22 protein-coding genes are annotated in these 25,687 nt (G+C 44.4%); 14 read left to right on the top strand and 8 right to left on the bottom strand.

All coding sequences use genetic code 11. From position 1 onward, the window contains the following. Nucleotides 1–117: 117 nt before the first annotated feature. From R8389_RS07145 to R8389_RS07135, 3 genes are all read right to left on the bottom strand, one after another. Nucleotides 118–2,148, bottom strand: coding sequence for a KUP/HAK/KT family potassium transporter (locus R8389_RS07145; RefSeq protein WP_425604632.1), 2,031 nt, complete (start codon nucleotides 2,146–2,148; stop codon nucleotides 118–120). Between the two features lie 118 nt (nucleotides 2,149–2,266). Beyond that, nucleotides 2,267–2,707: a hypothetical protein gene (locus tag R8389_RS07140; protein ID WP_317637336.1), complete on the bottom strand. Its 441-nt coding sequence runs from the start codon at nucleotides 2,705–2,707 to the stop codon at nucleotides 2,267–2,269. Between the two features lie 170 nt (nucleotides 2,708–2,877). Beyond that, on the bottom strand, nucleotides 2,878–3,744 hold the full coding sequence (locus R8389_RS07135; protein WP_317637335.1) for a hypothetical protein: 867 nt from the start codon (nucleotides 3,742–3,744) through the stop codon (nucleotides 2,878–2,880). Between the two features lie 217 nt (nucleotides 3,745–3,961). Here R8389_RS07135 and R8389_RS07130 point away from each other — a divergent pair, with 217 nt between their 5' ends. From R8389_RS07130 to R8389_RS07095, 8 genes are all read left to right on the top strand, one after another. Then, a complete protein-coding gene (locus R8389_RS07130; RefSeq protein ID WP_317637334.1) occupies nucleotides 3,962–4,174 on the top strand; it encodes a DUF1659 domain-containing protein in 213 nt (70 codons plus the stop codon). 22 nt (nucleotides 4,175–4,196) lie between these two features. Continuing rightward, a complete protein-coding gene (locus tag R8389_RS07125) occupies nucleotides 4,197–4,433 on the top strand; it encodes a DUF2922 domain-containing protein (RefSeq protein ID WP_317637333.1) in 237 nt (78 codons plus the stop codon). A gap of 513 nt (nucleotides 4,434–4,946) precedes the next feature. Then, on the top strand, nucleotides 4,947–6,800 hold the full coding sequence (locus R8389_RS07120; RefSeq protein ID WP_317637332.1) for an SLAP domain-containing protein: 1,854 nt from the start codon (nucleotides 4,947–4,949) through the stop codon (nucleotides 6,798–6,800). Between the two features lie 92 nt (nucleotides 6,801–6,892). Next, on the top strand, nucleotides 6,893–8,473 hold the full coding sequence (locus R8389_RS07115) for an SLAP domain-containing protein (protein ID WP_317637331.1): 1,581 nt from the start codon (nucleotides 6,893–6,895) through the stop codon (nucleotides 8,471–8,473). A 159-nt stretch (nucleotides 8,474–8,632) separates the two neighbouring features. Further along, the gene (locus R8389_RS07110) at nucleotides 8,633–9,466 is read left to right on the top strand and encodes a hypothetical protein (RefSeq protein WP_317637330.1); all 834 of its coding nucleotides are present in this window, start codon (nucleotides 8,633–8,635) and stop codon (nucleotides 9,464–9,466) included. A gap of 231 nt (nucleotides 9,467–9,697) precedes the next feature. After that, on the top strand, nucleotides 9,698–10,186 hold the full coding sequence (locus tag R8389_RS07105) for a sigma-70 family RNA polymerase sigma factor (RefSeq protein ID WP_317637329.1): 489 nt from the start codon (nucleotides 9,698–9,700) through the stop codon (nucleotides 10,184–10,186). A 121-nt stretch (nucleotides 10,187–10,307) separates the two neighbouring features. After that, a complete protein-coding gene (locus R8389_RS07100; RefSeq protein WP_317637328.1) occupies nucleotides 10,308–11,525 on the top strand; it encodes a glucosaminidase domain-containing protein in 1,218 nt (405 codons plus the stop codon). A gap of 46 nt (nucleotides 11,526–11,571) precedes the next feature. Further along, a complete protein-coding gene (locus R8389_RS07095) occupies nucleotides 11,572–12,702 on the top strand; it encodes an SLAP domain-containing protein (RefSeq protein ID WP_317637327.1) in 1,131 nt (376 codons plus the stop codon). Nucleotides 12,703–12,809: 107 nt separating this feature from the next. Here R8389_RS07095 and R8389_RS07090 read toward each other — a convergent pair whose 3' ends face one another. From R8389_RS07090 to R8389_RS07080, 3 genes are all read right to left on the bottom strand, one after another. Beyond that, on the bottom strand, nucleotides 12,810–13,190 hold the full coding sequence (locus R8389_RS07090) for a hypothetical protein (RefSeq protein WP_317637326.1): 381 nt from the start codon (nucleotides 13,188–13,190) through the stop codon (nucleotides 12,810–12,812). Nucleotides 13,191–13,218: 28 nt separating this feature from the next. Continuing rightward, nucleotides 13,219–14,190 carry a Gfo/Idh/MocA family protein gene (locus R8389_RS07085; protein ID WP_317638267.1) on the bottom strand — a complete coding sequence of 324 codons (972 nt, stop codon included), beginning with the start codon at nucleotides 14,188–14,190 and terminating at the stop codon, nucleotides 13,219–13,221. A 161-nt stretch (nucleotides 14,191–14,351) separates the two neighbouring features. After that, the gene (locus tag R8389_RS07080; RefSeq protein WP_317637325.1) at nucleotides 14,352–15,149 is read right to left on the bottom strand and encodes a DUF6612 family protein; all 798 of its coding nucleotides are present in this window, start codon (nucleotides 15,147–15,149) and stop codon (nucleotides 14,352–14,354) included. Between the two features lie 154 nt (nucleotides 15,150–15,303). Between R8389_RS07080 and R8389_RS07075 the strand changes: the two genes are divergently transcribed. Continuing rightward, on the top strand, nucleotides 15,304–15,996 hold the full coding sequence (locus tag R8389_RS07075) for a 2,3-diphosphoglycerate-dependent phosphoglycerate mutase (RefSeq protein ID WP_317637324.1): 693 nt from the start codon (nucleotides 15,304–15,306) through the stop codon (nucleotides 15,994–15,996). A 114-nt stretch (nucleotides 15,997–16,110) separates the two neighbouring features. Here R8389_RS07075 and lepA read toward each other — a convergent pair whose 3' ends face one another. Next, nucleotides 16,111–17,925 carry a translation elongation factor 4 gene (gene lepA, locus R8389_RS07070; protein ID WP_317637323.1) on the bottom strand — a complete coding sequence of 605 codons (1,815 nt, stop codon included), beginning with the start codon at nucleotides 17,923–17,925 and terminating at the stop codon, nucleotides 16,111–16,113. 1 nt (nucleotide 17,926) lies between these two features. Continuing rightward, complete coding sequence (locus R8389_RS07065) at nucleotides 17,927–18,589, bottom strand: TetR/AcrR family transcriptional regulator (protein WP_317637322.1); 663 nt, start codon at nucleotides 18,587–18,589, stop codon at nucleotides 17,927–17,929. Between the two features lie 249 nt (nucleotides 18,590–18,838). Here R8389_RS07065 and R8389_RS07060 point away from each other — a divergent pair, with 249 nt between their 5' ends. The 5 genes from R8389_RS07060 (at nucleotide 18,839) to R8389_RS07040 (ending at nucleotide 25,674) form a co-directional block, all read left to right on the top strand. After that, complete coding sequence (locus R8389_RS07060) at nucleotides 18,839–19,762, top strand: asparaginase (RefSeq protein WP_317638266.1); 924 nt, start codon at nucleotides 18,839–18,841, stop codon at nucleotides 19,760–19,762. Nucleotides 19,763–19,878: 116 nt separating this feature from the next. Beyond that, nucleotides 19,879–21,681 (top strand): FAD-binding protein, encoded by a 1,803-nt coding sequence (locus tag R8389_RS07055; RefSeq protein WP_317637321.1) that lies wholly within the window; start codon nucleotides 19,879–19,881, stop codon nucleotides 21,679–21,681. A 141-nt stretch (nucleotides 21,682–21,822) separates the two neighbouring features. Next, nucleotides 21,823–22,734 (top strand): LysR family transcriptional regulator, encoded by a 912-nt coding sequence (locus tag R8389_RS07050; protein WP_317637320.1) that lies wholly within the window; start codon nucleotides 21,823–21,825, stop codon nucleotides 22,732–22,734. A 206-nt stretch (nucleotides 22,735–22,940) separates the two neighbouring features. Continuing rightward, complete coding sequence (locus R8389_RS07045; protein ID WP_317637319.1) at nucleotides 22,941–24,425, top strand: FAD-dependent oxidoreductase; 1,485 nt, start codon at nucleotides 22,941–22,943, stop codon at nucleotides 24,423–24,425. A 28-nt stretch (nucleotides 24,426–24,453) separates the two neighbouring features. Then, nucleotides 24,454–25,674 carry an MFS transporter gene (locus tag R8389_RS07040; RefSeq protein ID WP_317637318.1) on the top strand — a complete coding sequence of 407 codons (1,221 nt, stop codon included), beginning with the start codon at nucleotides 24,454–24,456 and terminating at the stop codon, nucleotides 25,672–25,674. Nucleotides 25,675–25,687 lie beyond the last annotated feature (13 nt).

Here is a 25,687-nt window from a genome sequence, read left to right as displayed (position 1 = left end):
CAAACAAAGCCTGTTTGGTTGATAACTAATTTGGTCTAAACCATCATGAAAAGTTGGCAACATAAAAAGGCATTGCCTGGTAAATTATACCGGACTAATGCCTTTTAAAGTAAAAAATTAACTCTCTTGATCTTTTGAGTGAGAATAGTCTTGCGCTGCCACCCGCCGGATATGCAGGTTGTGCTGCGGCTTACCCAAGATTAGCGGAACCCGTTCGACCACAGTATCTGTGTACTCAAGACCGAACCAGGAAGCCGGATTCGGGGACAGGTTTTGCAGCCAGACGCGGGCCTTTAGCATCCACTTCTCAAAGCCCTTTAGCCGTGTTAACGGACTGACAACATCGTTAACCAGGACAAAGGAGAAGTCCCCGACCATCCGGCCAGGTGTAGTAGTGTATTCTTGTGGTTGAGACTCGATTGTGCCGTCTTTAATTAAGTCGTGGACAATTTGTCTTAAATAGATGTTCACACTGGTCTGCTTCTTGAAACCCAGGAAGAGTTGGACGTTAATCACGTTCTTGGTTCCATAGGTATTGACTGCATACCTGGCGGTAAAGGGCTCGTTAGTAATGTTGACGGTAACGAACCAATAGGCCCGAGCCCGCTTTGGCCGTTTATCCAAAATCGAGTACAAAATTTCGCGCTTGATGAACTTGTTATACTTGACCGGGGCCATGTAAACGAGGTTGGTTGCGTAGATTGGATAGTCTTCATCGTGACTTAGGTCGGTGAGCATGTCAGTATACTCGTCTAAGCGGACGTAAGTACTTACTCCTTCGTGCTTGTCGCGTACCTTATTACCGAAGTACCAGATGAACATGATAATGCCAATGAAGCCTGCGATGAGCACCGTTACGTAACCACCATGCATGAACTTGGTCAAACTGGAGATGAGGAACATACCCTCAATGAAGCCGAAGACAACGAGAAAGAGCAGGCGGAGGACGAACGGTTGCTTTTTAGCACCCAAGTATTCAAACAAGAGCAGGGTCGTCATTAACATTGTTACGGTAATTGACAGACCGTAGGCGGCTTCCATGTGCTGGGAAGTGCGGAAGAAGAGCACAATCGCAATGGTAGCAAGACAAATCATCTTGTTAACCGCTGGAATATAGATCTGACCGTGAGTAGTAGTAGGATAATGGATATTCATCCGCGGCAGGAACTTTAACCCACTGGCTTCAGAAACCAGGGTAAAGGAACCGGTAATGAGCGCTTGAGAGGCGATGATGGCTGCTATTGTTGCCAAGATAATGCTGAACAGACGTAAGTTGGCCGGAACTGCTTCAAAGAAGGGGTTGAGCTCAGTCCCGCCACTGGTCTTGAAGTTGGGGTTTTGTAGAATCCAGACCCCTTGGCCTAGGTAGTTGAGGGCAAGACAGGCAAAAACATATGGCCAAGAACCATGAATATTACCACGGCCAACGTGACCGACATCAGAGTAGAGGGCCTCAGCCCCGGTTGTTGCTAGAAAGATTGAACCCAGGATGAAGATCCCGGCCTTGTTAGCCGGGCTGAACAGAATCTTAATTGCCCAGACCGGATTAAGGGCTTGGAGGATTGACCAGTCATGCGTCATGTTGTTGATGCCGACTAATCCTAAGAAGGTGAACCAGACCAGCATGATGGGACCAAAGGCCTTACCAATGCTACTCGTGCCAAGCATTTGAATTGAAAACAAAGCTAGCAGAATAATAATCGTGATTAAAACGACCGCATTCTGGCTGGGGACCGGGATGCTGGAACCAAAGCGCATGTTCTTAAGACCTTCAATTGAAGTGGTAACCGTTACGGCTGGAGTTAATGTACCATCAGCCAGGAGCGCGGCGCCTCCAATCAGTGCCGGCATTACCAGCCACTTGGCTCGTTTGCGTACCAGCGCATAGAGGGCGAAGATTCCGCCTTCGCCGCGGTTGGTTGCGCGCAGAGCAATCATGACGTACTTAACGGTTGTTAATAGGGTAACCGTCCAAAAAATTAACGAGATTGCCCCCAAAATTAATTCCCGGTTAACATTGGCAATGCCCCCGTTCCCGGTAACGATTGACTTCATTACGTAGAGCGGACTGGTTCCGATATCACCATAGACAATGCCAATTGTGATTAGCAGTCCTGCCGCTGAAATGCGCTTTTGTTTCTGATCCATAGACATTTTAATACTCCCATAGACTTAACCCAAAATAGTTTAAGTAAAAAAGAATGCCCAAGCGACATCCTCTTTTAAAACTCTATTTTGTTCTTTTTTTCTTTATAGTACAAGTAAATTATGATAAAGAAGTAGAAATGTTGTTGCGTCGGTCCTCATACCAGTCGTCCCAGTCTTGGTAGGAAGTCATATTTTCCGCGGTTACATCGTCTTTTTGGGCGATTTCAGCGACAATGTTGAGGAAATTTTGGGCGTGATCTTGCAGCGCATGGCTAACCAAATCCTTGTGGCCGAACTTAATGTTGTCGAGCAGATAGATGTTAATGTCAACCATGTTAGAGTCAACGTCGTAAGTGTTCATGATTTCTAAGTCGCGTTGGTTGAACTTCGCAATATAGAAGTCAGTGAAGACTTGCAAGTACTTGGGTTGCTCGGCAAACTCTGCTGCGGGCATCGTGGTCCAAGTAACTTCAGGAACGATGACCTTAAGTTCTTCGTTTTCTTGTTCTTCTTTTTCCTGATCTTGCTCTTTGATATTTTTTTCTTCTTTTTCGGTCAAAGCAGACACTCCTTTAATAAAAATAGGAACCGTGAAAGTCAATAGTCATTTTACAGAGTTTAAATGGTAAAAGCAACCATTGGGGCGATTTCTGCAACTGTCCCATTAGCAAAAATCGTCCTCACCGCATAGTGCAGCAAGGGCGATTAGTTAGCAGCATAGTTGTTACTTTACGGCTTTAAATAATTTTGCACATCTTGGCTGGTAATCTTGCTTGGCCTATTCTGGCCGGAATTGCGGTACAAGTCAATCAGATCTTGCGGACTCCAAGATGAAGCTTCATAACCTAGCTGACCAACGCGCTTGCGTAACTGGTCAATCTGCTTGTTCGTAACAGTCTTACCATGCACCTTGTGGTTGCCCATGGCGCCTTCACCGGTCTTGCCGGCATTACCCGTGTCATGCTTATTTGCGCGACTCGACTTTGAACCGTAAGGAACGGCTGCAGTGCCATTGTTATTCTTAGCTGCCTTTTTGTCACGTTTGATGCCTTTTTGGGCCCTCTCCTTATACTTGCTGTAGTATTGTCCGTTGATGTAGGGCAGGTCGAGTACCCGTTGATATTGTTCAACGGCCGTCACATATTGCTGGTTACTCTCTGCTTCCTCAGCTGCAGTGAAGATAGGCGTAATCTCGTGGTCGTAGTTGTCTTGAACGTCCTCGATGGTCTCCTTCAGCTGCTTGCCTTGCTTAACCAAGACGCCGTAACCAGCATTCTGCTTGATTACTCCGTCAACGCGGTTAAGGGCCCGGTCGTATTTGCCAGCCTTAGTAGCCGTAATTGCTACCAGCATGTTGTCAGACTGGTCTTTGTAAGCCTTGGCTTGGTCAGTCTGCTTGATGCCCAGCGCCTTCTCGAACGCGCTACTTGCCCGCTTGTAGTCCTTATCGGCAACGGCCTTCTTGCCGCTGGTCATTGCGTCATTATAGGAAGCATCGACCTGATTGTGGTTGGCTTTTTGGGTGGCGTAGAATACACCGCCGCCAATGGCGATAACCACCACCGCCACAATCGTCAAAATTGTAGATTTCTTCATTAGGAAATAATCCTCCTTATTAATACTAAGACTAATTATAGTTGCTTTGGGGCGATTTGACTACTTAATGATATTTTTAAGCTAGAAAAATAAGCTTTTCGCAAGAATAATGTTACACTCGCCCGACCTAATTCGTTATTAATAGTGTAAGGGAGCTGGCGCGCGGAGCACTTACAGCAGAATTAAGCAGATTATAATAAGGAAAGGTTTAGGAAACATGAATTTCGAGTTAATAGATCAGTCAATCCAATATACTTTCTTGAATGACCGGTATGGTGAGGTGGGGGCTAAGGCCCGGACCTTCAAGAACGTTAAGCAGGGAGTATCAGCCGCAGGCCTAGCCGAAGTAGGTGGCGTCTTGGCCGACCTGCAGGGTGATGACTTAGGTAGTGCCACCCTGATTCAGAAGCAAGCAGTCCCGTTAAATTAATAGGTAGAAAGAGGTAAACACAATGACGACAAGCAGAACTTTACAACTAGTATTCTTGACAGGTGCCGCTAAGAAGGCTAAGCTAGCGGTGCCAGAGGCCAGCGCCAATTTAAATAAGGCGACCGTGAAGACAGCAATGGAGACAATTGCGCAGGCTAATGCCTTCGCCAAAGATGGAGTTGATCTGTATAAGATTCCGCAATCTGCTGCCTATATTGAACGAACTGTTACTAGTGTGTTCGATGATACTGCAGCTTAATCAAGCTAGCGTGCACCTATTGCACGCAGTTGCTAGGGTAATTGCGTTAATTAAGCAGTATTTCAGGTCTAAGTAAGGACCTGGCAGGTGAAAGGCATGTCACATTGGCATGCCTTTTTACTTTATTTCGTTATTTGTTTGTAAAATTCGTGTATCAAAAAAAGCCTTTTACTACATCAATATATTGATACGGCCCAATAACTAGGGCTTTCCGACTGTTACAAAAAAGATCCCAAAATAAAGAAAGCATAAGACTTTATTACAAAAGTATGTTAAATAAACGCACGTCTTGCAATTTCCCAGAAAGGTAGGTACAATATGAAATGTGGTAAGTAATAGCTATGCTTCAGGTTGAATTGCCTGTACGCATGCGCGTTCTTCAGCTCGAAAGCTACCTCATAAGAGTTATAAACTTATGAATTCGGCTGGAAGGGTGTTGTAACAATGTAGGCTCAATACAACCGAACCTATAGCCTATTACTATTTTGTATATACACAAGGAGGAAAGACCACATGAAGAAAAATTTAAGAATTGCTAGCGCTGCTGCTGCTGCTTTAATGGCAGTTGCCCCAGTTGCTGCATCTACCGTATCAACTGTTTTTGCTGATACTACTGTTACTGTTGTAGGTGGTACTACTAATACTACTACAGCAACTATTGGACTTAGCCTGAACATTACTAATGTTGCTAGTTTGGTTAACAATGATCCTGCTTCTAAAGTAGCGGCTTCACTTGCAACCCCAACTTTGCCAACAGGTGCTGGTGTATCAGTTTCAACAGCTAAGATCTACCCAGTGGGTGGTGTTACTGTTAATGCTACTACTGGTGCAGCAACTATTACTGGTGCTCCTACTGAGCAACTTTCAACTACTGGTGAATACGTAGCCGTTGCTACTGCTTCGATTACTAACTTAACGCCTAACAAGGAATACACTATTGTTGTAGGTGGTAAGAACTATAAGGCAACTACTGATGCTACAGGTATTGCTAGGGTTGATGTTGTTAGTGACAGCTTCAAGCTTTTTGACACTACCAAGACTGGCGCCCCAGTTGTAACTACACCAATTAAGCAAGCTGACAACACTTTACTAACAACTGTTGTAAGTTCTGGTGATGTTACTGCTGCTGCTGATACTGTTAACGCTATTGCTACAGCAATTACTGACAAGTATACGCCAACAACTACTGACGCTGGTACTAATAGTCCTAATGCAGCAACTGCGAAGTTCACGAACCTTTACCAAGATATTCGTGACTCATTGAAGGCTGCTGGTGTTACTGTTAAGTCAGACGATACTTTTGTTAAACCAGCTACGCCATTCAAGGTTACTTTGAACTTGCAAGCATCTAATGGTAAGACCGGTACTTTCGTAGTTACAGTTGACCCTGGTGTTGCTCAAGTTTCTGACTCATACCCATTGATTACCTTTATTCCAGGTGGTACTCCAACAACGGTTGGTGGTGTTACTACTGTTCCTGGTTTGGGCTTCAAGGGTACTCAAACCATGAAGGATAATGACGCATTAGAAAATGCTGCTTGGAACTATGTACCAGTTAACAGTGCTATTAACAAGCCAGCGCTTGAAGCAGCTTTCTCTGCTAAGGTAAGTAACCGCTTAGGTGCTGCAGCAATGAAGCCAACTTTTGACTACAGCAAGGTTAACACTAAGGTTGCTGGTAAATACCCAGTAACTGTAACTGCTACTAACGCTGACAAGTTGACTTCTAAGTTAACTTTCATGTTGACTGTTGGTACTAAGGGTGCAACTTACAAGACAGTTCAATCAAACGGTGCCGTTCCAGTTTACCAAATTACTGGTAACACTGTAACTGACTCCAAGACCACTGTTCAAAACGGTGATCAGATTGCTACCTTTGGCGAACCAGTTATCATCAACGGTAAGTCATACACTCACATTAACAGTGCTGACTCAGACCTTTACATTGAAACTCAATACATCGATGGTACATTCAAGCCAGCTGACAAGGTTTCTAAGACTGTTATGCACAATGCTTTCATCTACGATGCTAAGAAGAAGCGTGTTGGTACTAAGATGTTAGCTGCTTTCACTAAGGTTGATGTATTAGGCCAACCTACTAAACTTGAAGACGGTAGTCTGGTTTACAAGCTTGCTGAAGGTGAAGATCAATACGTAATGGCTGACAACATTGATGGTACTTCACGTGTATTGAACCACAATGCATATGTTTACAGCACCAGCAAGAAGCGCGCTGACAAGCGTGTTCTGCGTAAGGGTAACACTGTAACTACTTACGGTTCACCTTACACATTCAAGAACGGCAAGGCTTACTACCGGATTGGTGGTCCTTCGAAGCAATACATCAAGGTTGCTAACGTTCGTTAATTAACTTTTGATAGTTAAGTTTTAATTGTTAATCTAGAAACCCGGAAACGAGCTAGTCGTTTCCGGGTTTTTTGAAAAAGGAGGAAAGACTTATGAAAAAGAATTCAAGAATTATTAGTGCTGCTGCTGCTGCCATACTGGCAGTTGCTCCAGTTGTTGCAACGTCAGTATCAACTGTATTAGCGGATAGCAACATTGATGTTAAAGGTGGTGGGAATAATGCTGTTCAGGTTGATGGTGCGGCCACAATTAGCCTGAGCCTTGACAATGTTACTAGTTTGGTTCCAAACGCTCCTGTTGGTAAGTTGAAGGCAACCCTTACTATGCCAACTAAGCCGACAGGTGCTACAGCAACGGTAACAGAAAAAAAGGTTTATAAGGCTGCTTCTGATACGCCCGAAATAATTACTGATGATAATGGAAATACAATTTCGGTTGTCGCTCCAGATGTAGAACCAGATCCGAATGGTAAGGGACTAGTAGTCTCTGGTAGTGAAGTTGCAAATTTTGCGCAAGATACTAATTATATTGTAGCTGAAAAAGTTGATATTACTGGTTTGACACCTGGTAAAACATATGCAATTTCTGCTAATGATGATACCTATTACCTTGAAGCTGATTCAACTGGTAAAATCACTGGAATCGGTGTAGTCAGTGACATGTTTAAGCTTTTTGATACTACTTTGACTGGCGAACCAGTTGTTAAAGAAAATAAGGCGGGTGGTGCAGTTGTCACTTCAGGCTCTGTTGACCTGACTGCCGCAGACACCAATATTGCTGATGTCGCAGCTAAGATTACTGCTAAATATGCAGTATCAACTAATGGCACTCCAACTGAGAAAGCTGATTTTAAGGATCTTCAAGCTGATATTCGTGCAGCTCTCAGTGGTGTAGATACTAACGGTAACTTTACCCAACCAGCAAGCCCATTTAAAATCACTTTGAACTTGCTTGCTGATAGCGGTGAGACTGGAACTTTTGAAGTTACGGTTAATCCAGCAGTTACTATTAACCCAAACCCAACTCCAGCACCTGTTAATGGAGGTGGTTCTACCACCACTACGCCAGCAGCTGGTGTTGATAAGATTGTTCAGTCAGATGGGGCCGTTCCAGTTTACCAAATTGATGGTAGCACTGTAACTGACACCAAGACGACTGTGCAAAACGGTGAAAAAGTTACTGCCTTTGGTGATCCAGTAATCATTAACGGTAAATCATACACGCGGATTAAGTCTGCTGATTCTAACCTTTATGTAGAAACTAAGTACGTTGATGGTTCATTCAAGCCAGCTGCTGACAAGGTATCTAAGACTGTTATGCATAACGCATACATCTATGATCTACAGCACAAGCGTGTGGGCACTGAAACTTTACGTGCCTTCACTAAGGTTGATGTATACAGTAAAACAGTTAAGCTTGCAGATGGTCGTCTGGCCTACAAGATTGCTGAAGGTCAATACGTAATGGCCGACAACATCGATGGTACTTCACGTGTCTTGAAGCACAACGCTTATGTCTACAAGACGGGTAAGAAGCGTGCTGATAAGCGTGTTCTGCGTAAGGGCAAGACTGTCATTACTTACGGTTCACCTTATAAATTCAAGAATGGTAAGCTCTACTACCGGATTGGTGGTCCTGCTAAGCAATACGTTAAGGTTGCCAACATTCGTTAATTAATCCTGACAGTTAAGTTTTAACTGCTGTATTAACAACTGAAACGGAAACAAGTAATTGTTTCCGTTTTTTGTTGCACTTTTTTAGCAGATTTATTATGCTCATTCGCTTCTTCTGTATAATTGGCTTAAACAGACATTTTAAGGGAGGAAGAAGCGATGAAAACTAATAGTAATAACTGGAACTTACCAGCCGGCGATAAATACCGTAATTGGTCTAAGCAACTGCTCCGCCAGCAGGTAGGGCATGACCAGGTATTAGACCAATACCTAACCGGTGGTCAGAACTACTGCATTAATGCAAAGACCCTTGCTGTCTATGAGTTTCAGCAGCAACCGCTTCTGGGCAAGTACAAGAGTGTGGCCTTTGACAGTCAGGAAGGTATTGTGTTGAGCCAGCGCAGTTCAAGTGCGCTCCTCACCGCTTACGGCAAGCAATGTCTCCTGGCTGGGATTGAGTTTCAGCGTGAATTTGCTCGTCAGATCAACATCAAGGGGCGCAATACCATAGCAACCGGTCGGCTGGCTTACTTCTCCATGCGCAGTTATAATGCCGGTAATGTAGACTGGGTTGCCCTGCACCAGATGGCCAGCTTCAAAGTCGTTAAACAGTACACAATTAACTTTGTATCAATCGGTCCAGGTGGGTGTGTTTTTACCTTTAACAACTGCACTAACCGCATCCATGACCGCTTGCGCACCGGGCTACTCTACAATCATTATCTGTGTAAGTTGGGTCTGGCTCACCTTGAAGAGCGCTTGGGCTGGAAGGTCAAGCCGCCCAGTGGACCATCTTTGCTTGACCAATCTGACTACTTCCATCCTCATCAGTCGAGCAGTGACTTATCCTTGAATGCAATCTTGCAGGACTTGCTCAATAAGAAGCATTCGCGCTATGCTCAGTATCTGGCCGATTATTATGAACAGGCCTACTTGACCGAATCTCATCGCGTCATCTACCACTTGAGCCAGCGCCCAGATACGCTCTACTGATTTCGGCCGCAAATCTACTTAGATTTGCGTTTTTTTGTTGTTTTTTAATACCCATAGATTAGGTCTTGCCAACACGGGCGTCCGCTTATCGGCTACTTTAAGTCCGCCTAGTTGATAATGATAAATATTAGTGTTAGCGCTTACAACGTTTGGCTTTGAACCAACCACCAAACTTGCTAATCTTAGGCTACACAAGCGCTTGTGACATTAACTTAAGGAGAGTCACAAAAAATGAAGATTAGCAAAAGAGCATTCCTAACGGCGTGGAACAACCAGAGATTGGTGCGAGGCGCCTTGCAGTCTGCTCACGTCAGATATAACCATCCCAACTATGAAGACTTTCTGCAGGAGGGTATATTGCTGTATGCCGAGCTGCTTAGTCAATCGCGGGGGCTGCCCCGGACAGAAGTCGACCGGCGGTCCTTTCGCAAGATTGTCTGGCGCACCATCGACCAGCTGCGCAAGAATCAGCGGCAAGAGACACAAGAACTCGGCCAAGATCTGGCCTCGGTCAGCCAATTGATGAGTTGGGATAATTACTTAACCCTAGAGCACGAGCTGGTAAGAATGGCCCCAATTGAGCGCATCATCTTCTTCAAGCACCTAGTATTGAAGCAGCCCGTTAATTCCTTAGTAGTTGAGACTGGTCTTAGCCGGGTACAATTGCAGCGCATCAAGCGTAGTTTGGTGATCCGCTTACGAAATGTTTTAGAAAACTAAATTACTATTTGTAATATAGAAAAGCCAATATTACTTTTTGACTACAAATAGGTAGAAAGTATTGTCTATCAGCAGATTGCTCGATACAATAAAAGTGTCGATTAGGGAGGAAACATAATTTATGAAAAGAAGACTTATCACTGGCTTTGCGGTGGCAGCACTTGCTGCTACTGCCGTTGCGCCAGTTACCAACAACTTAATTGCCAATTCTCCAGCAAAGACTGAGCAGGTATCAGCAGCTACGTCTAGTCAGACGACGTTTTTGAATACTGCTGCTAAGCAAGCTCAGAAGATGGCGAAGAAGTATGGTCTGTATCCATCGGTCATGATTGCCCAAGCAATTGTGGAATCTAATTGGGGTCAATCGGGCCTAGCGGTAAATGCCAATAACTTGTTCGGCATGAAGGCCGATGATAGCTGGCCTGGAGCAACTTATTCTGCCAAGACGCGCGAAGAGACCAAGGACGGCAAGAGCTACTACGTAGTTGCCAAGTTTAGGAAGTACCCAAGCTACCAACAATCTTTTAACGATAACGGTAAGAAGCTTCGTGAAGGTGTCTCTTGGCAGCCATTGCGTTACCAGGGTGCCTGGCTGGAGAATGCATCCAGCTATAAGGACGCCACCAAGGCGCTGACGGGGACCTATGCCACCGCCAATAACTACAACACAATCTTAAACAACCGCATTAGCACTTACAACTTAACGCAATATGATCCCCAGCTTTCGACTACCAGCAAGTCATATATCGTGAAGAAGGCGGGAGCGACTTATGCCTGGCCAACTGATCACGCGGTTTCAGCTAAGAGCGGTTCCGTTGCTAAGGGCGATGCCGTTACAGTTACTAAGACGATTACCTTTTATAATGGTAAGAAGCGGATGTACATTAATGGCAAGGGCTGGGTTAATGATACTCTATTGAACCAGGGCAGTGCCCTGCCCCCAGCTGCTAAAGCACCTAAGGGTGATCAGAAGGTTAACAAGACCCTGATGCACAATGCGCTTGTCTATAATGGTAAGGGCGAACGGATTAAGGGTATGAAGGCAATTCAGTCTGGTGTCAACGGCAAGATAGTTGCTACTTATGGTACCAAGACCATTAACGGTAAGAAGTATTACCGGATTGCTGATGACCAGTACATTGCAAGTGGCAACATTGATGGCACGATGAAAGTATTGAAGAGTAACGCCTATATCTTCAATGATTATGGTAATCGCGATAACCAGAAAGTGATGAAGAAGGGTGAGTCCGTTGCCACTTTTGGTGCGGCAGTTAAGATTTATGGCAACCAGTATTACCGGATTGGACTTCACCAATACATTAAGAAGGGGAATTTTTAGCTCCACGCAGGATGCATTAAGTAAGAAATAAGGAATGAATTTTTAAATGAAAATAAAGAAACTAATAACTACTATTGCTATCGGAGTAGGTTTAGTTACACCTGTTTTGCAGCTTGGTCAGAGTCAAGCGGTTCAAGCTGCTTCAATTAACGCGGTTGCTAAGCAGAATAGTTATGTCGGTGTTACCTACCTGCACAAGATGTTGCAGACGCAGAACATTCGGTATAATAAGTTCTACACCAAGAAGACCGCGATTAAGTACCGTAAGGGTCAACCCGAAGGGATTGTTATCCATGAAACGGCAACACCGGGGGCTTCAGCGTACAACGAAGCTATCTACTTCAACCGTGAGTGGAAGAACATGTACTCCTACGTTCATGCCTTCGTTGACCACAAGCAAGTCATTCAAATGATGACGCCTAATTACGGGGTCTGGGGCGCAGGTGCATTGGCCAACAATCGTTTCATTCAGATTGAACTTTGCCAGGAGAATACGCGGAATAAGTTTGCTAAGAGCGTAAACAATGATGCTATCTATGCAGCCAAGTTATTACACCGCTATGATATCGTGCCAACTAATGCTTCCAATACTGGTAAGGGGACAATCTGGTCCCACCATGCGGTTTCACAATTTCTTGGCGGTACCAATCATACCGATCCCGATGACTACTTTGCGAAGTGGGGCTACTCAATGGATGACTTCTTTGACCTGCTCAAGTATTACTATAACTTGCAAGGCGGCGAAACGGATAACGATGGTGCAGCAAGTAGCGCTAGCAGCGCAAATGATACTAGCAAGCCGGCAACCAGTGAAGTTGTAACTGGCGAGCAAACCCTGATGCATGATGCTTATATTTACGATGCGCAAGGCAAGCAAACCAGCTCCAAGCTACAGACTGCCGGTACAAAGGTAACGGTGCAGCAGACTGTTACCATTAACAACAAGCAGTTCCTGAAGATTGGTGATAACCAATATGTTGTGGCCAGCAACATTATTGGCAAGAACCGGGTCTTGAAGCATAATGCTTATGTTTACAACACTGTTGGCGCTCGTGCCAACAACTCGAAGTTACTGCGAGGCGATACCGTTCGCACATATGGGGGACGGATTACCATTGCAGGTCAGGTCTACTACCCAATTAGCGCTACCGAATTTGTCAAGGCAGCCAACTTTTAAAGTAACAAAGAAAGTTCACAGAATTTTTGTTCTGTGGACTTTTTTAGCTATCATATAAGTAAAAGGTCGTATCCCACTACTATGGGAATACGGCCTTTTATTGTGGTTTAATTTACTTTTTTATTTAAGTAATTTTTTTGCTGTAACCAAGTAAAGGCATACAAGACAGCATCCGTGACTAGCGCTGCTAATGGGAATAGTGCTGAAGCCGTCACAGCCCGGTGAAGATAAGTGGGTGGAACTGAAGTTAATGGGAACAGTATTGTAGCTAACGGAAAGATCCAGGGAATAAGCAATAAGGCAGTAAAGCAGAGCTTCATTGCCTTAGAAAGTTTGCTTTGTGCCAACGGATAGCGGTTATTGTTGTAATACTTCTTCACACTGTAAAGTAGCCCAATAATCCCGTAAGAGATTATTACCCTGTCTAAGATATAAAAAATATCCCTCATAATCATTGCTGCACCCACCTTTGCTGTAATTTTTATCAAGTATAATCCCTTAGGCTGAATTTAGCAATTACTTATTTGCTGCTGAGGCCTCGGCTTGCGCCAAGACGTCAATGACATTGACGCTGTGTTCATATAGGTCGTCTGCAGTCTTAGTATCGTGCTCGTCAATAATATTAACAAAGTCAATAAACTCGCTGGTCATGCGGTTTTGGTACTGGTTGAAGCGGAACTTGTCAATATCGCCATTTCGTGGTTCGACCGTGAAGTCCTTGATAACTCCGGTTGACCCGTCAAACGAGATTGAGCCTTGTTCGCCTTCAATAAAAGAACGGGGTGTAGTGTAGCAGTCCTTGGCAGCAATTAAGACCGCTTGCTTATCTGGATATGTCATAGTTAAGATACCGGAGGTGTCAATTCCCTGCTGCATCACTGGGTAATAGTGGACGGCTTCCGGCTTACCGAAGAGTCCAACCGTCAGGTGGATATTGTAGATATTCAGATCCTTTAGAGTGCCGCCGTCCTTTGCAGGGTCAAAGACGGGAGCGATCTTTCCGGCTAAGAAATCATCATAACGGCTAGAATACTGGGTGTAGTTGAGCGAGATGATGTGAATCGGAGCAATCTTGGCAAGCATGTGTTTGATTGCCCGATAATTTTCTAAGTGAATGTTGGTGATAGCCTCAACAATAATCACGCCGCGGTCGTCAGCCAGTTGTTTCAACTCTTGAGCTTCTGCTACAGATTCCACGTAAGGCTTCTCACAGATGACGTTCTTGCCGGCAGCAATTGCCTGCTTGACCACGTCATAGTGCAAGAAGTTGGGTACGGCAACGTAGACCGTATCGACCTCAGGATTGTGTAGTAGCTGCTCGTTGTCAGCATAAACTTCTTTGATGCCGTATTGCTGAGCCAGGTCGCGGGCAACCGGCTGACTGCGTTGCGTCGTTGAAATTGCGGTTAATTCTAAGTTCTTAACCTGGTCTGCGGTCGTCAAAAAGTCGTGGACAATCATGCCACTGCCGATAATTCCTAACTTCATCATTAAACCTCCATTTATAAATATCCTTGTCTACTCAATCATAAACGATTGGGAATATCTGGGCAATTAGGGTGCATAATTTAAGTTTTACTGCTGGGTCTGCGATAATTTCACTAATAAAAAAGCCCGTTACTGCACTGCGCTAGTAAGAGGCTTGGAATTTACTTTTTATCTTGCTTATCCTTTGGTAAAGGCTTGGCATTCAAGACATTGTCAGGGATTTTTAAGAAGTCACGACTCCGCATATTGCTGTAGACTTGTCCGGTTCTTAGCGTCATTAACTTGCCAATCCGCATGTTGACGAAGTACTTAAAGCTAAGCAGGTGACCGTTCTTGACTACCAACTTGACCTGCATGTTCTTGAACTTGCCTTCTTTACCCAGGCGTTGGTAAATCTTAGTTTGCTTCGGGCTCTGTGTATTAGTCAAAAAGATCGGCTTGACCGCTTCCTGCATAATCTTTTTGTCTTTGAGAGTTGCGGTTAAGGTGTAGGTGTTGCCCTTGCGTTTCATCTGATATGCCTTGACGAGGTCTTTCGGCGGAGCCATCAACATTTCATTATTAAAAATCGCGTCAAGCACATCAGCGTAGGAATGTCCGGTCATCTTGCCTAGGTCGGCCTTATACCAAGTACTCTGACCGTTAATATAAGTTGTACCGGTATTGCTAACCCATTCTTCAGCGCGTTGAGACTTGTTCTTGTTCTTAGTTTCATAGTTAAGGTGAACAATTGTCGGTTCGCCGCCAAAGGTGAAGATTGAGGCAACTGACTGGCTGGATGTGTCCGTGTTTAAGTCAACGACTTGCTTGACTTGACCACTCTTGAAGCTCTTTTGGGACCGCTTGATTACTGCTGTTTTGGTTAAGACCGGTTCAGTCTTTTTTTGCTGATTAGAACAGCCACTGACCAACAACGCAGTTACAAGTCCCAAGCCAAGTAATATTTTTTTCGGTTTCATGGTGGGTAAAATCTCTTTTCTACTAATTATATTATGTCTATTGTATCGTAAAACTTGAATTAAAAAAATGATTTTTAGTTCGAAACTCTGTGAAAACAAGGGCTAAATGTGTAAAATGGTAAGTGAAGTTTTTAATTTGCAAAGGAGATATTTCATGTCGAAATTAGTTTTGATCCGTCACGGACAAAGTGAATGGAACCTTGAAAACAAGTTTACGGGCTGGGTTGATGTTAACCTATCAGACCAGGGGGTTAAGGAAGCCAAGAACGCAGGTAAGCTGATTAAGGAGCATGGTTTGGAGTTTGACCAAGCTTATACCTCGGTGTTAACCCGGGCGATTAAGACCCTGCACTATGCTTTAGCAGAAAGTGACCAACTTTGGGTGCCAGAGACTAAGTCATGGCGGCTGAATGAACGTCACTATGGTGGGTTGCAAGGTTTGAACAAGCAGGACACAGCTGACAAGTACGGCGACGACCAGGTTCACATCTGGCGCCGGTCATATGATGTGCTGCCACCGAAGCTTGAGGATGATTCAGAATTTAGTCAAGTGCATGACCGCCGTTACGCTGACCTTGACCCGAACATCATTCCACGGACTGAAAACCTCAAAGTGTGTCTGGAACGGGTAATGCCATTCTGGGAAGATCACATTGCGCCTGACTTATTGGCTGGTAAGAACGTCATTATTGCCGCTCACGGTAACTCACTGCGTGCCCTGACCAAGTACATTGAGAACATTTCCGATGCTGATATCATGGACGTAGAAATGAAGACCGGTGAACCAGTTGTCTACACCTTTGATGACCAATTAAAGGTTACTAACAAGGAAAAGCTGGACGACTAAGTTTTAAAATTAAGCTGTTAACTAAAAATCTCTCAAGTAGTGCATCTTGGGAGATTTTTTGGTATTAAACGTTCGCTTAATTAAAAACACGACTTCAGCAGGATAAGCTATATTTTATGCAGGTGAGTCTAAATTTAAAACCGCATCAAAGACGCTCTGGGGTAGTTTGATGTCACTGCGGGCGGCCTGGCGCTTATTGAGGCTCTGACGGCGCAACAATTGTTGCTTTTTCGAAATACTACGCTGTTCACCGTTAACTGCAGCGTTTTTACGCAATGGAGGAACATCAACTCGGGCAATAACCTTATTTTCAATAATTGCTTGAACGGGCATAGGATATAACCGGCGCGGGATGGCATATTTTAACTTTTCCACTAACTTATGTGCAATTTGGTCTGCTTGTTGACGCGGTACTAGGATATCTAAGGCATCGACCGGCGCATAGTTGATTTGCGTCTGGATTTTGACAATATCAACGGGCTCATAGTCGAGGAATTCGGTGTCGAGAGTCGCGTAACCGTGTGTGAGTGACTTTAGACTGTTAAAGAAGTTGTAGGCAATTTCAGAAACAGGTAATTTGTAGGTAAGAGTAACCAAGTCTTGCTGATTATCAATGTCGAGTAATTCGCCATAATGTTCCTCACAAAGTTTCATGACTGCACTGAGATAGGTGTTGGGAGTGGTAATAATGGCTTTGACGAAGGACTCGCACACGTGATCGATTATAGCGAAGTCGGGAAACTCCACCGGGTTGGTAATGGTTAAGTATTCACCCTGTGGTTGCTGATTTTTAAGGTAGACCTGGTATGTAGCGTTGGGTGCGGTTGTTAAGACTTCAACATGATATTCGGTACGCAGCCTTTCTTTGATAATTTGCAAGTGGAAAATGCCCAAAAAGCCGCAACGAAAGCCAGCGTCAAGTGCTTCAGACTGTTCCGGTTTATAGTGAAACGAAGTATCATTGAGAGCAAGCTTGCTGATTGCCTGCTTAAGTTCCTCATAACTCGTCTCCCCCTTTGGAAAAAGTCCCGCATAGACCATTGATTGTGCGGGCTTAAAGTTGGGAATTGCGGTAGTTGCAGGATGCGCGGTAGTAGTTATGGTTTCACCGACCTGCAGGGCCTGAACGTCTTTGAGGCCAGTTACCAGATAGCCAACTTCACCGGTTGTTAGTGTTGGGACTGCTTTCATATCTGGGTTGAAAATCCCGATAGACTGGGCCGTAAATGAGCTATCATGGCCCATTAGTTGTAACTTTTGCTTAGTCTGCAAGTGACCATCAAAGACGCGAATGTCCGCGATAATTCCCTGATATGGGTCGTATTGGGAATCAAAGACTAGAGCTTTAAGAGCAGCAGTCGGTTCGCCCGTTGGGGCAGGAATTTCTTGGTAGATGGCTTCAAGGACTTGGTGGACATTTTGTCCGGTTTTGGCAGAAATCTTTAAGATAGGTCTACTTGCAAATTCAGGTCGCAGCTTGCGAAGCTGTTTTTCTGTTGCTGCAATGTCTGCTGCAACATTATCAATTTTGTTAATTACCGGAATAATCTTCAAGTTGTATTTGATAGCGAGCCGCAGATTGGCAATTGTCTGAGCCTGAACGCCCTGGGTTGCATCTACCAATAAGATGGCGCCATCACTGGCAGCCAAGCTTTTGGCCACTTCATCAGAAAAATCAACGTGCCCAGGTGTATCAATCAGGTTATATTCATATTCTTGGCCATCAGCACCATGATAAAAATTTCGTACCGAGCGAGCTTTGACGGTAACACCATGTGTTTGCTCGACTGCCATACTGTCTAGTAGTTGGGCACTAAGCTCGCGTTCACTGACGGTTTTAGTCTGCTCCATGATGCGGTCAGCTAGGGTGGACTTACCGTGATCAATATGTGCAATAATAGCAAAGTTCCGGATATTCTCGCGCTTCATATTATTTATCTACCTCTATTTCCTTTTGTAAACCTTGTAAGTAGAACTTTAGTATTTGCTTGGCTTCGGCTTCTAAGTCAATTTGAAAGCCTGTGAAATTTACTGGCAAGTGGTCATGGTGAAACTCATCTAACTTCATCATGTTGATTAGACCACTGATGATGGCACTCTGAATTACAAATAGATGGCTCGCCTGCTTGACTGAAAGGCGAGGAATACGGTCAGCAATTGCCTGTCCCAGTGTCTGGTTAATCTGGTAGAGTTTTTGGCGCTCGGCTAGCGTTTCTTCCCGGTCAGCTGCAGCTTCTAAAATTGGCGCACGGAGGGCATTAAGGCGTACTAAGTCGGCTTGCTTGTGAATTAACAAGTGATTTTGTTGTAATAAAAACTCAACCAGGTCTTCCCAGGTGGATAATTCCGGTTGTGACTGCCAGCTGTTTAAAGCAGCCTGCAAGAAGTCTTGGTAACCTGCCAAGAGCAAGTACATAAAAATATTCTCTTTGGTTTTAAAGTAGTTAAATAATGTTCCCTTGGCTACGCCAGCTGCATGTGCAATCTGAGCCATTGAAAGCTCATAAAAATCGTGTTCGTGAAATAGCCTACCCGCTGCGGTAGCAATCAACTGTTTTTTAGCTTTTCTTGCCGTAGGTGTTAATGTATGCATATAAGCCTCCGTTATTTTCAATAATGACCATTGGTCATTTTACAAATGAATCAACTTTTTAGCAAGAAAAAGCTCTTACGAGCTGGCTAATAAACTGGCGGACTTAGAATAATAACAATAACTTGGGGATAGCAGAATTTTTTATTAGGCCTAACTTAAGTGCTAAAATTGGGTTAGTAATCTTGCTTCTAGGAGTTGAAAATTGTGACTAAAAAAATTTTAATCTTGCATACCGGTGGGACTATTTCGATGTCAGAGGATGAAACGGGTAAAATCAGGCCCAATGCCCAGAACCCGCTTGCAACTGTCTCATTAGCAGCTAGCGGTAAAGTTGAACTAGTGACAGAAGAAATCTTCAACTTGCCCTCGCCCCATATGACACCAGAGCGGATGTTGGACTTGTCGCTCAGGATCAGGCGGGCTGAGGCAGCAGGGTTTGATGGTGCAGTGGTCACACACGGCACAGATACGCTGGAAGAAACGGCCATTTTTTTGGACCTTACCATTTCCAGTCAGCTGCCCGTGGTAGTGACGGGCGCGATGCGCTCCTCTAATGAAGTTGGCAGCGATGGAATCTATAATTTTCGCCAAGCAGTTGCGGTTGCAAGTGCGCCAGATTCGCTTGGTAAGGGCGTAGTGGTGGTGATGAACGACGAGATTCACTCGGCTCGTTATGTGACCAAGACTCATACGACCAATGTCGCTACCTTTCGTACACCTACTTTTGGGCCGATTGGGATTGTCTCTGACGGGCACGTTAATTATGTGCAAACCATCAATCCGCAGGAGCATTTGCCGATTGACCGAGTGTTACCAGGTGTCTTTTTAGTTAAGGCATACGCAGGCATGGGTCCTGAACTATTACAAGCATTGGACCGTCCTCAGACTAAAGGAATTGTGATCGAGGCACTGGGGGCCGGTAACATGCCGCCGCAAACGCTAGGTGCTTTACAGTCCCTAATTGACCATGGCATCCCCCTTGTTCTAGTTTCACGCTGTTTCAACGGTATTGCGGAACCGGTCTATGATTATGAGGGCGGGGGAGTTAACCTGGCACAGATGGGTATTATCTACTGCCGCGGTTTAACTGGTCCCAAGGCGCGGATTAAGTTACTGGTCGGCTTGAGTGCTGGACTCACTGGCCGTCAACTCAAAAAATACCTAAACAGTTAAGAATCGTTTGCACTATAAATAGTGGACGATTTTTTAGTTAGGATAGTTTTCTAAGTCAATATGTGATAAACTTAACATATATGCTGATGCAACCGATTACAAAAGGAGACAAAGTGATGACTGATCAAAAAAATATTGCTTGGGATGCTAATTACGATGTAGTTGTGTTGGGCTTTGGGGGAGCTGGTGCAACTGCGGCAAGATTTGCTGCTGATGCCGGTGCTAAAGTGTTATTGGTCGATTCGGCCCCAGAAGGTCATGAGGGAGGCAATACCCGCTACTCTGCTCAGTTAATCGGGACGGGTAAGGACTTTGCCGAAACGAAAAAATATTATGAAAAATTGACTGCGCCAATGGAACTTGACGAAGAGATGATAGATACCTTTGTTCAGGGCATGGTTGACATGCCAGAGTACGTTGAAAAGTATCTTGAGGTTAAGCCTTGCCGCGCCCGCCAATTTGCCCCGTTTCTGAAGAATTCGTATGAAGAGTATCCAGAGTTCCCAGGAGTCCATTCTTACGACTATACAACTGTTGTGGAGAACTTATTTGATGCCTCTTTATGGCAAAATCTGAAAACGCAAGTCCTCAAGCGTAAAGCTAAAATCACGGTCTTATACAATACCCCGGCACAAGAGCTAATTCAGAATCCGGAAACAGGTAGGATTGAAGGGGTGGTTATTGACCGTACGGGTAAGCAGCTTAAAGTCCAGGCTAAGAATGGTGTCGTGCTGGCAACTGGCGGCTTTGAGAATAACCAGCGCATGATTGAAGATTTCTTAGGGGCTAAACGGGTGGCACCACTGGGTACGTTGTACAACCAAGGGATGGGGATTACGATGGCTCAAGCAGCCGGTGCCGACCTGTGGCATATGGCTAACTACGAGAGCCTAGGTCTCCTGCACGGCATGGCCTTTGCCGTGCCCGCCGGCGAGCGCGGGCGCTTAATGCTTGGCGAACAAAATGACGTTGTTGCACAAGGTAGCTCCTTTGTGATTGGTGACGATGGCACCAGGTACTTTAATGAAGCTGAAGAAAACCGCCATGGCCATATTAAAAACCACGGTTTGTGGAAGGTGCCGCTAAATCAGGAACATCCATATTTAATTTTTGATGAAAATAAGAAACGAGAACTGGATGCCGATGATATTATTGGCGATTACAAGCCATACACGGAACACGTGCTGAAGGCTGACTCGATCGAAGAGTTGGCGGACAAGATTGGGGTTGAAGCGCAAACACTTGCAGCTACGTTGAAGCGCTTCAACCAAGCAGCCGAAGCGCAAGATGATACAGAGTTCCACCGGGCACCGGCAACGATGAAGGCACTAGCTGGCAAGCCAGTCTACGCGGTTCAAATGGAACAGACCATGCTCAATACCCAGGGTGGTCCTAAACGCAACACCCGTGCAGAAGTTCTAAATACTAAGGGCGAGCCGATTCCGCACCTGTATTCGGCGGGTGAATTGGGTGGTCTCTGTGCTAACCAATACCAAGGCGGGGGTAACCTGGCTGAATGTCTGATTTGGGGCAAAATTGCTGGTGTAGAAGCTGCTCGCCTCAAGGATGACATCACTGTTGATGCTGTTAGTGGAGGGTCTGCTCAGGCAAGGTACCTGGATTCAGATCTTAAGCAAGAAGACTATCCAACTGCCAAGAATCAGTACATTGGCCGGTCGACGACCGGTATGGGTGATGAGCTTGTTGTCCGGGTCACTGTTGGTGAACAGAAGCGGCTTACTAATATTGAGGTGCTAAAGCAGGATGAGTCAGCCGACTATGGTCTAAAAGCCGTAAAAACTCTGCCCGCTGAAATGGTTAAGCAGAATAAGGTTGATGTTGACGCTGTTTCTGGAGCTTCCAGTACCAGTCGCGGCTTAAAGGATGCGGTTAATGATGCCCTGAGTAAGATTAACTAGTAGTAGAATAGTGCAAAAAGGGTTATTTCAAACAATAATCTTTTTTTATGTATATTCATAGGTTAATCTAGTGGTTTTTATGGTAAAGCAGCGTTACCTGGTATACAATTCAGGTTAGTTTTAAGTTGATTGGAAGAAAAAATGAATTTTACTCAATTACGTTGTTTCATCAAGGCGGTGGACAATTCAAGCTTTACGATTGCGGCCGAACGCTTGAATTTTTCGCAATCAGCCGTTTCAAAAAATATTAAAGATTTGGAAAATACTATCGGTGTACCCCTCCTTAACCGGGCCCATCACCGGATTTCGCTGACTAATGCAGGTAAGTATTTCTACCGCGTGGCGCGCAATGTTGTTGATGATATGGACTATACAGTTTCGTATTTGCAAAGCAAGCGTAATGATCCAGAAACGCTTCTGCGCATAGGGGTCACTGATACACCGTTAGAACAAAAGTTATTGCCCCTGTTTTTGCGTAAGTTGCGCGCAAATGGTAGCAACTTAAATGTGCAATTTGTCTTTGTACTCAATAATTCGCTGGGTGAACTGCTCAATCATCATGTAGACTTGTGTGCCATTGCCCAAGATGATGTTAATGTGGTTGAGGATGTAAAGTTTAGACCGTTAATTCAAGGTAAATTTGTCTTGGCTTGCCCAGATGATTCGCCATTAGCTCAAAAAAATCAAATTTCTTTAAAAGATTTAGAGCAGATAGACATTTTTTTACTTGATCCTAATAGTTCACTCAATGTGCAGATGAAGTATCAACATCTCTTGATTAATAATATGGGCATGGATCATATCAAATTTGTGCAGGATTACCTGTCAATGGGAATTTACGTTAAGGGCGGCTGGGGCTACGGTATCCTACCTAACTTTATTGCTGATTATCAAACCACCGGTATTTCTTACGTTCCAATTGACTACAAGGATATTTCGCCATATGGAATTGCTTATATGGAATCCTTTACCAATGAATCTGTGATAGAAGAAGTAGTTACTACCATGAAAAAGGCAATTGCAGAATACACTAACGAAAATAATAATAAGTAATGCACAAACTTAGCTTGCTTTAAAGATGCTTGTAATCATCACGAAAAGGTTGATATTACAAGCATTTTTTAGTGAGCACTTTTTTGCACAACGGCGAGCATTCCATTTGGTAATCCTCAATTCTAAAATTGGTGCAGCCTTTCACTTGATCAATAGTATTATGAAAGCGATTAAAAGATTTGCTTCAAAAAAAGTGAGGGATGGAAATGGAAAATATTTATGACGTGATTATTGCTGGTGCTAGTAACTCTGGTGCGATGGCTGCTTGTGCGGCTGCCGAAAAGGGTGCTAAGGTCTTACTGATTGATAAGTCAGACAGTTCGCAGTACCTGTTTCGGTCATTCTTTGCGGCATTAGACAGTAATGCGCAAAGAAGAGCAGGAATTAAGGTTGACAAGTCAAAGTTAATCAACTTCTTAACGCTGTTCTATCAAGATAATGTAGATGAACGCTTGCTCTGGACTTGGGCTAACCATGCTGATGAAACAGCTAACTGGCTTGAAGACAATATTTTAAAGCCTAACGGCGGTATCCTTAGACCGCAGGAAGATGCTCATTATGAAACAATTGTCAACACTGCCTTTAACACGGAATTAGCAATTGCAACGCCTGAAGGTGGCTGGGCGCATTACGGTGAGTGGATACTCGACAAGGTTAAGGAGCTGGGCGTGACGCTTAAGTACAACACCAAGCTAGAAGAGCTTGTAACTGATAACAGCGGTACAGTCACAGGTGTTATCACCAGCGACCGGGCCAGCGGCGAAAAGACTGAGTACCAGGCGACTAAGGGAGTCATTATCTGTACTGGTGGTTATGGGGCCAACACTGAATTGATGAAGAAGTGGGATCCGCTCGGCTACAAGAAGAATGTCTATTCAGACAGTCCCCGCGACGATGGATCAGGAATCTTGGCCGGTCTCAAGGTGGGCGCTGCCCGCGATGAAGAACCAGCCGAGATCATTTTTGATCGCGGCGCGGTTCCGGTCGGCACTAATGCTGAAGAGCATTATGTGATTGACTTCAAGGGGCCAGGTTACTTCTGGCTAGGTGCTTATCCGCTACTTAAGGTCAACCTCAACGGTGAGCGCTTTGGTAATGAAAGTGTTCCTTACCAATTCGACATTAATGCGATGTCCAAGCAGCCGGGTTACCTGGAAGCACAGATTTGGTCGGCAGAGACGATGGATCATCTGGCACAGTTTGATACCCAGGGGTGTGCTCGCCTCGGGTTCCCTGGAATTTACGATACTGAGGGGAATAAGGAAGAGATCCAGCGCCGGATTGACGATGGTATGGTACAGAAGGCCGACACCATTGAAGAATTAGCTGAAAAGCTGAATCTACCGCAGGATAACCTGGTTAAGACGATTGCCCGCTATAACGAATTGTGCCAGCAGGGCGAAGATACTGATTTTGGCAAGGAAAAGTTCAGACTATTTCCGGTAGAACATGGTCCTTACTATGGCGTCCTCATGGGTGGCCGGCTCTTAGCTACACTTGATGGTCTGCGAATCAACCCTCAAATGGAGGTTATCGACAAGATGGGTAAGCCGATTCCGCACCTATATGCGGCCGGTAATGCCAGTGGTGGTTTCTTCTGGGGTAGTTATCCAGACCGGGTCCCAGGTTTGACTTGCAGTCACGCTCAGACTTTTGGTCGCTTAGCCGGTCAAGCTGCTGCTGAAAATTAATCAGATTTAATAAAGGAGTTTTAATATTATGGAAGAAAGACAAATGCCCAAGCTTTCTAATTATAGATGGGTTATCTTGGCAATTGTGGCATTGCTCGATGCGATCAGTAATTATATTCAGTTTCAAATTTCGGCACTAGCAACCGAAATTATGCCAGTCTTACATATTTCCCCTGCGCAACTTCAAAGTTTAGTAATGGCTCCAATGCTAATTGCTGTTTTCTTAAGTATTCCAGCTGGTACACTTGCCGATAAATTCGGTGCCAAAAAAATCGTTACAATAGGATTGATTATCTCTATAATAGGTGCTTTTGGTCGTTTAGTTGCCAATAATTTTATTACTATGATGATTATGCTGTTGCTCTTCGGCGTTTATATGGCATTGTTAAATGCTAATACTTTGAAAATTTTTGGAGCATGGTTTAAACAAGATACCAATGTGGCTATGGGAATCTTTTTAGCTTCAGCTAGTGTAGGAATTATTTTGTCACGTATTACCAGTCCTAGATTTTCTAGCGTGCAAGCAGCATATACGTTTTCTTCAATTTTATTACTTGTTTTTGCAGTATGCTGGATGCTTTTTGTAAAAGATATGCCTAAAGGTGAAGAAGTGCCAAAACAAGAACTAGGTATTGAAAATTCAGGATCTTATCTTCGCTTTTTCAAAGTTGCAGTTAAAAGTAAGAATACTTGGATTGTAGCAATTGGTGTTGGTGTAGCGATGGGTGCTAGTGAGGCATTTTCTAGTATTATGCCAGCAGCTTTTGCTGCAAGGGGCCTGTCATCAATTGAAGGCAATAATGTAGCAGCTATTGCTACCATTGGTAGTTTATGTGGTTCTCTCTTTGGTCCAGCAGTCGTTGATAAAGCTAAAAAAGCTAAGCCTGTAATGATTACAGTAACTGCTTTAGCGGGACTATTAATGTCATTTTCTTGGTTTATCCCATTAGGAGTACCGTTAACTACTAGTTTGGTTCTTGGTGGTTTATTTGGAGCAATGTCAGGACCATTAATGCAGGCCCTGCCGATTAGTTTCCCCGAAATTGGACCTAAATATGCTGGCTCAGCTGGTGGTTTAATTGGGACAGTATCATTACTTTTCTCATACTGCATTCCAGTTGTTATTTCTTTAATTGCTAAGCGGAATTACATGCTAACTTTCATAATTCAAGGCATAGTCATGATATTGACTACTATCTTCATGGCTATCTTACCGGATGCTAACGAAGCACGTCGTCACGCTAAATAATTGTTTTACTGTT

The sequence above is a fragment of the Lactobacillus xylocopicola genome (assembly GCF_033096005.1).
GTDB classification, from domain to species: domain Bacteria; phylum Bacillota; class Bacilli; order Lactobacillales; family Lactobacillaceae; genus Lactobacillus; species Lactobacillus xylocopicola.
The sequence above is the reverse complement of the archived record's forward strand: the minus strand, read 5'-3'. Positions and strand labels throughout refer to the sequence as shown.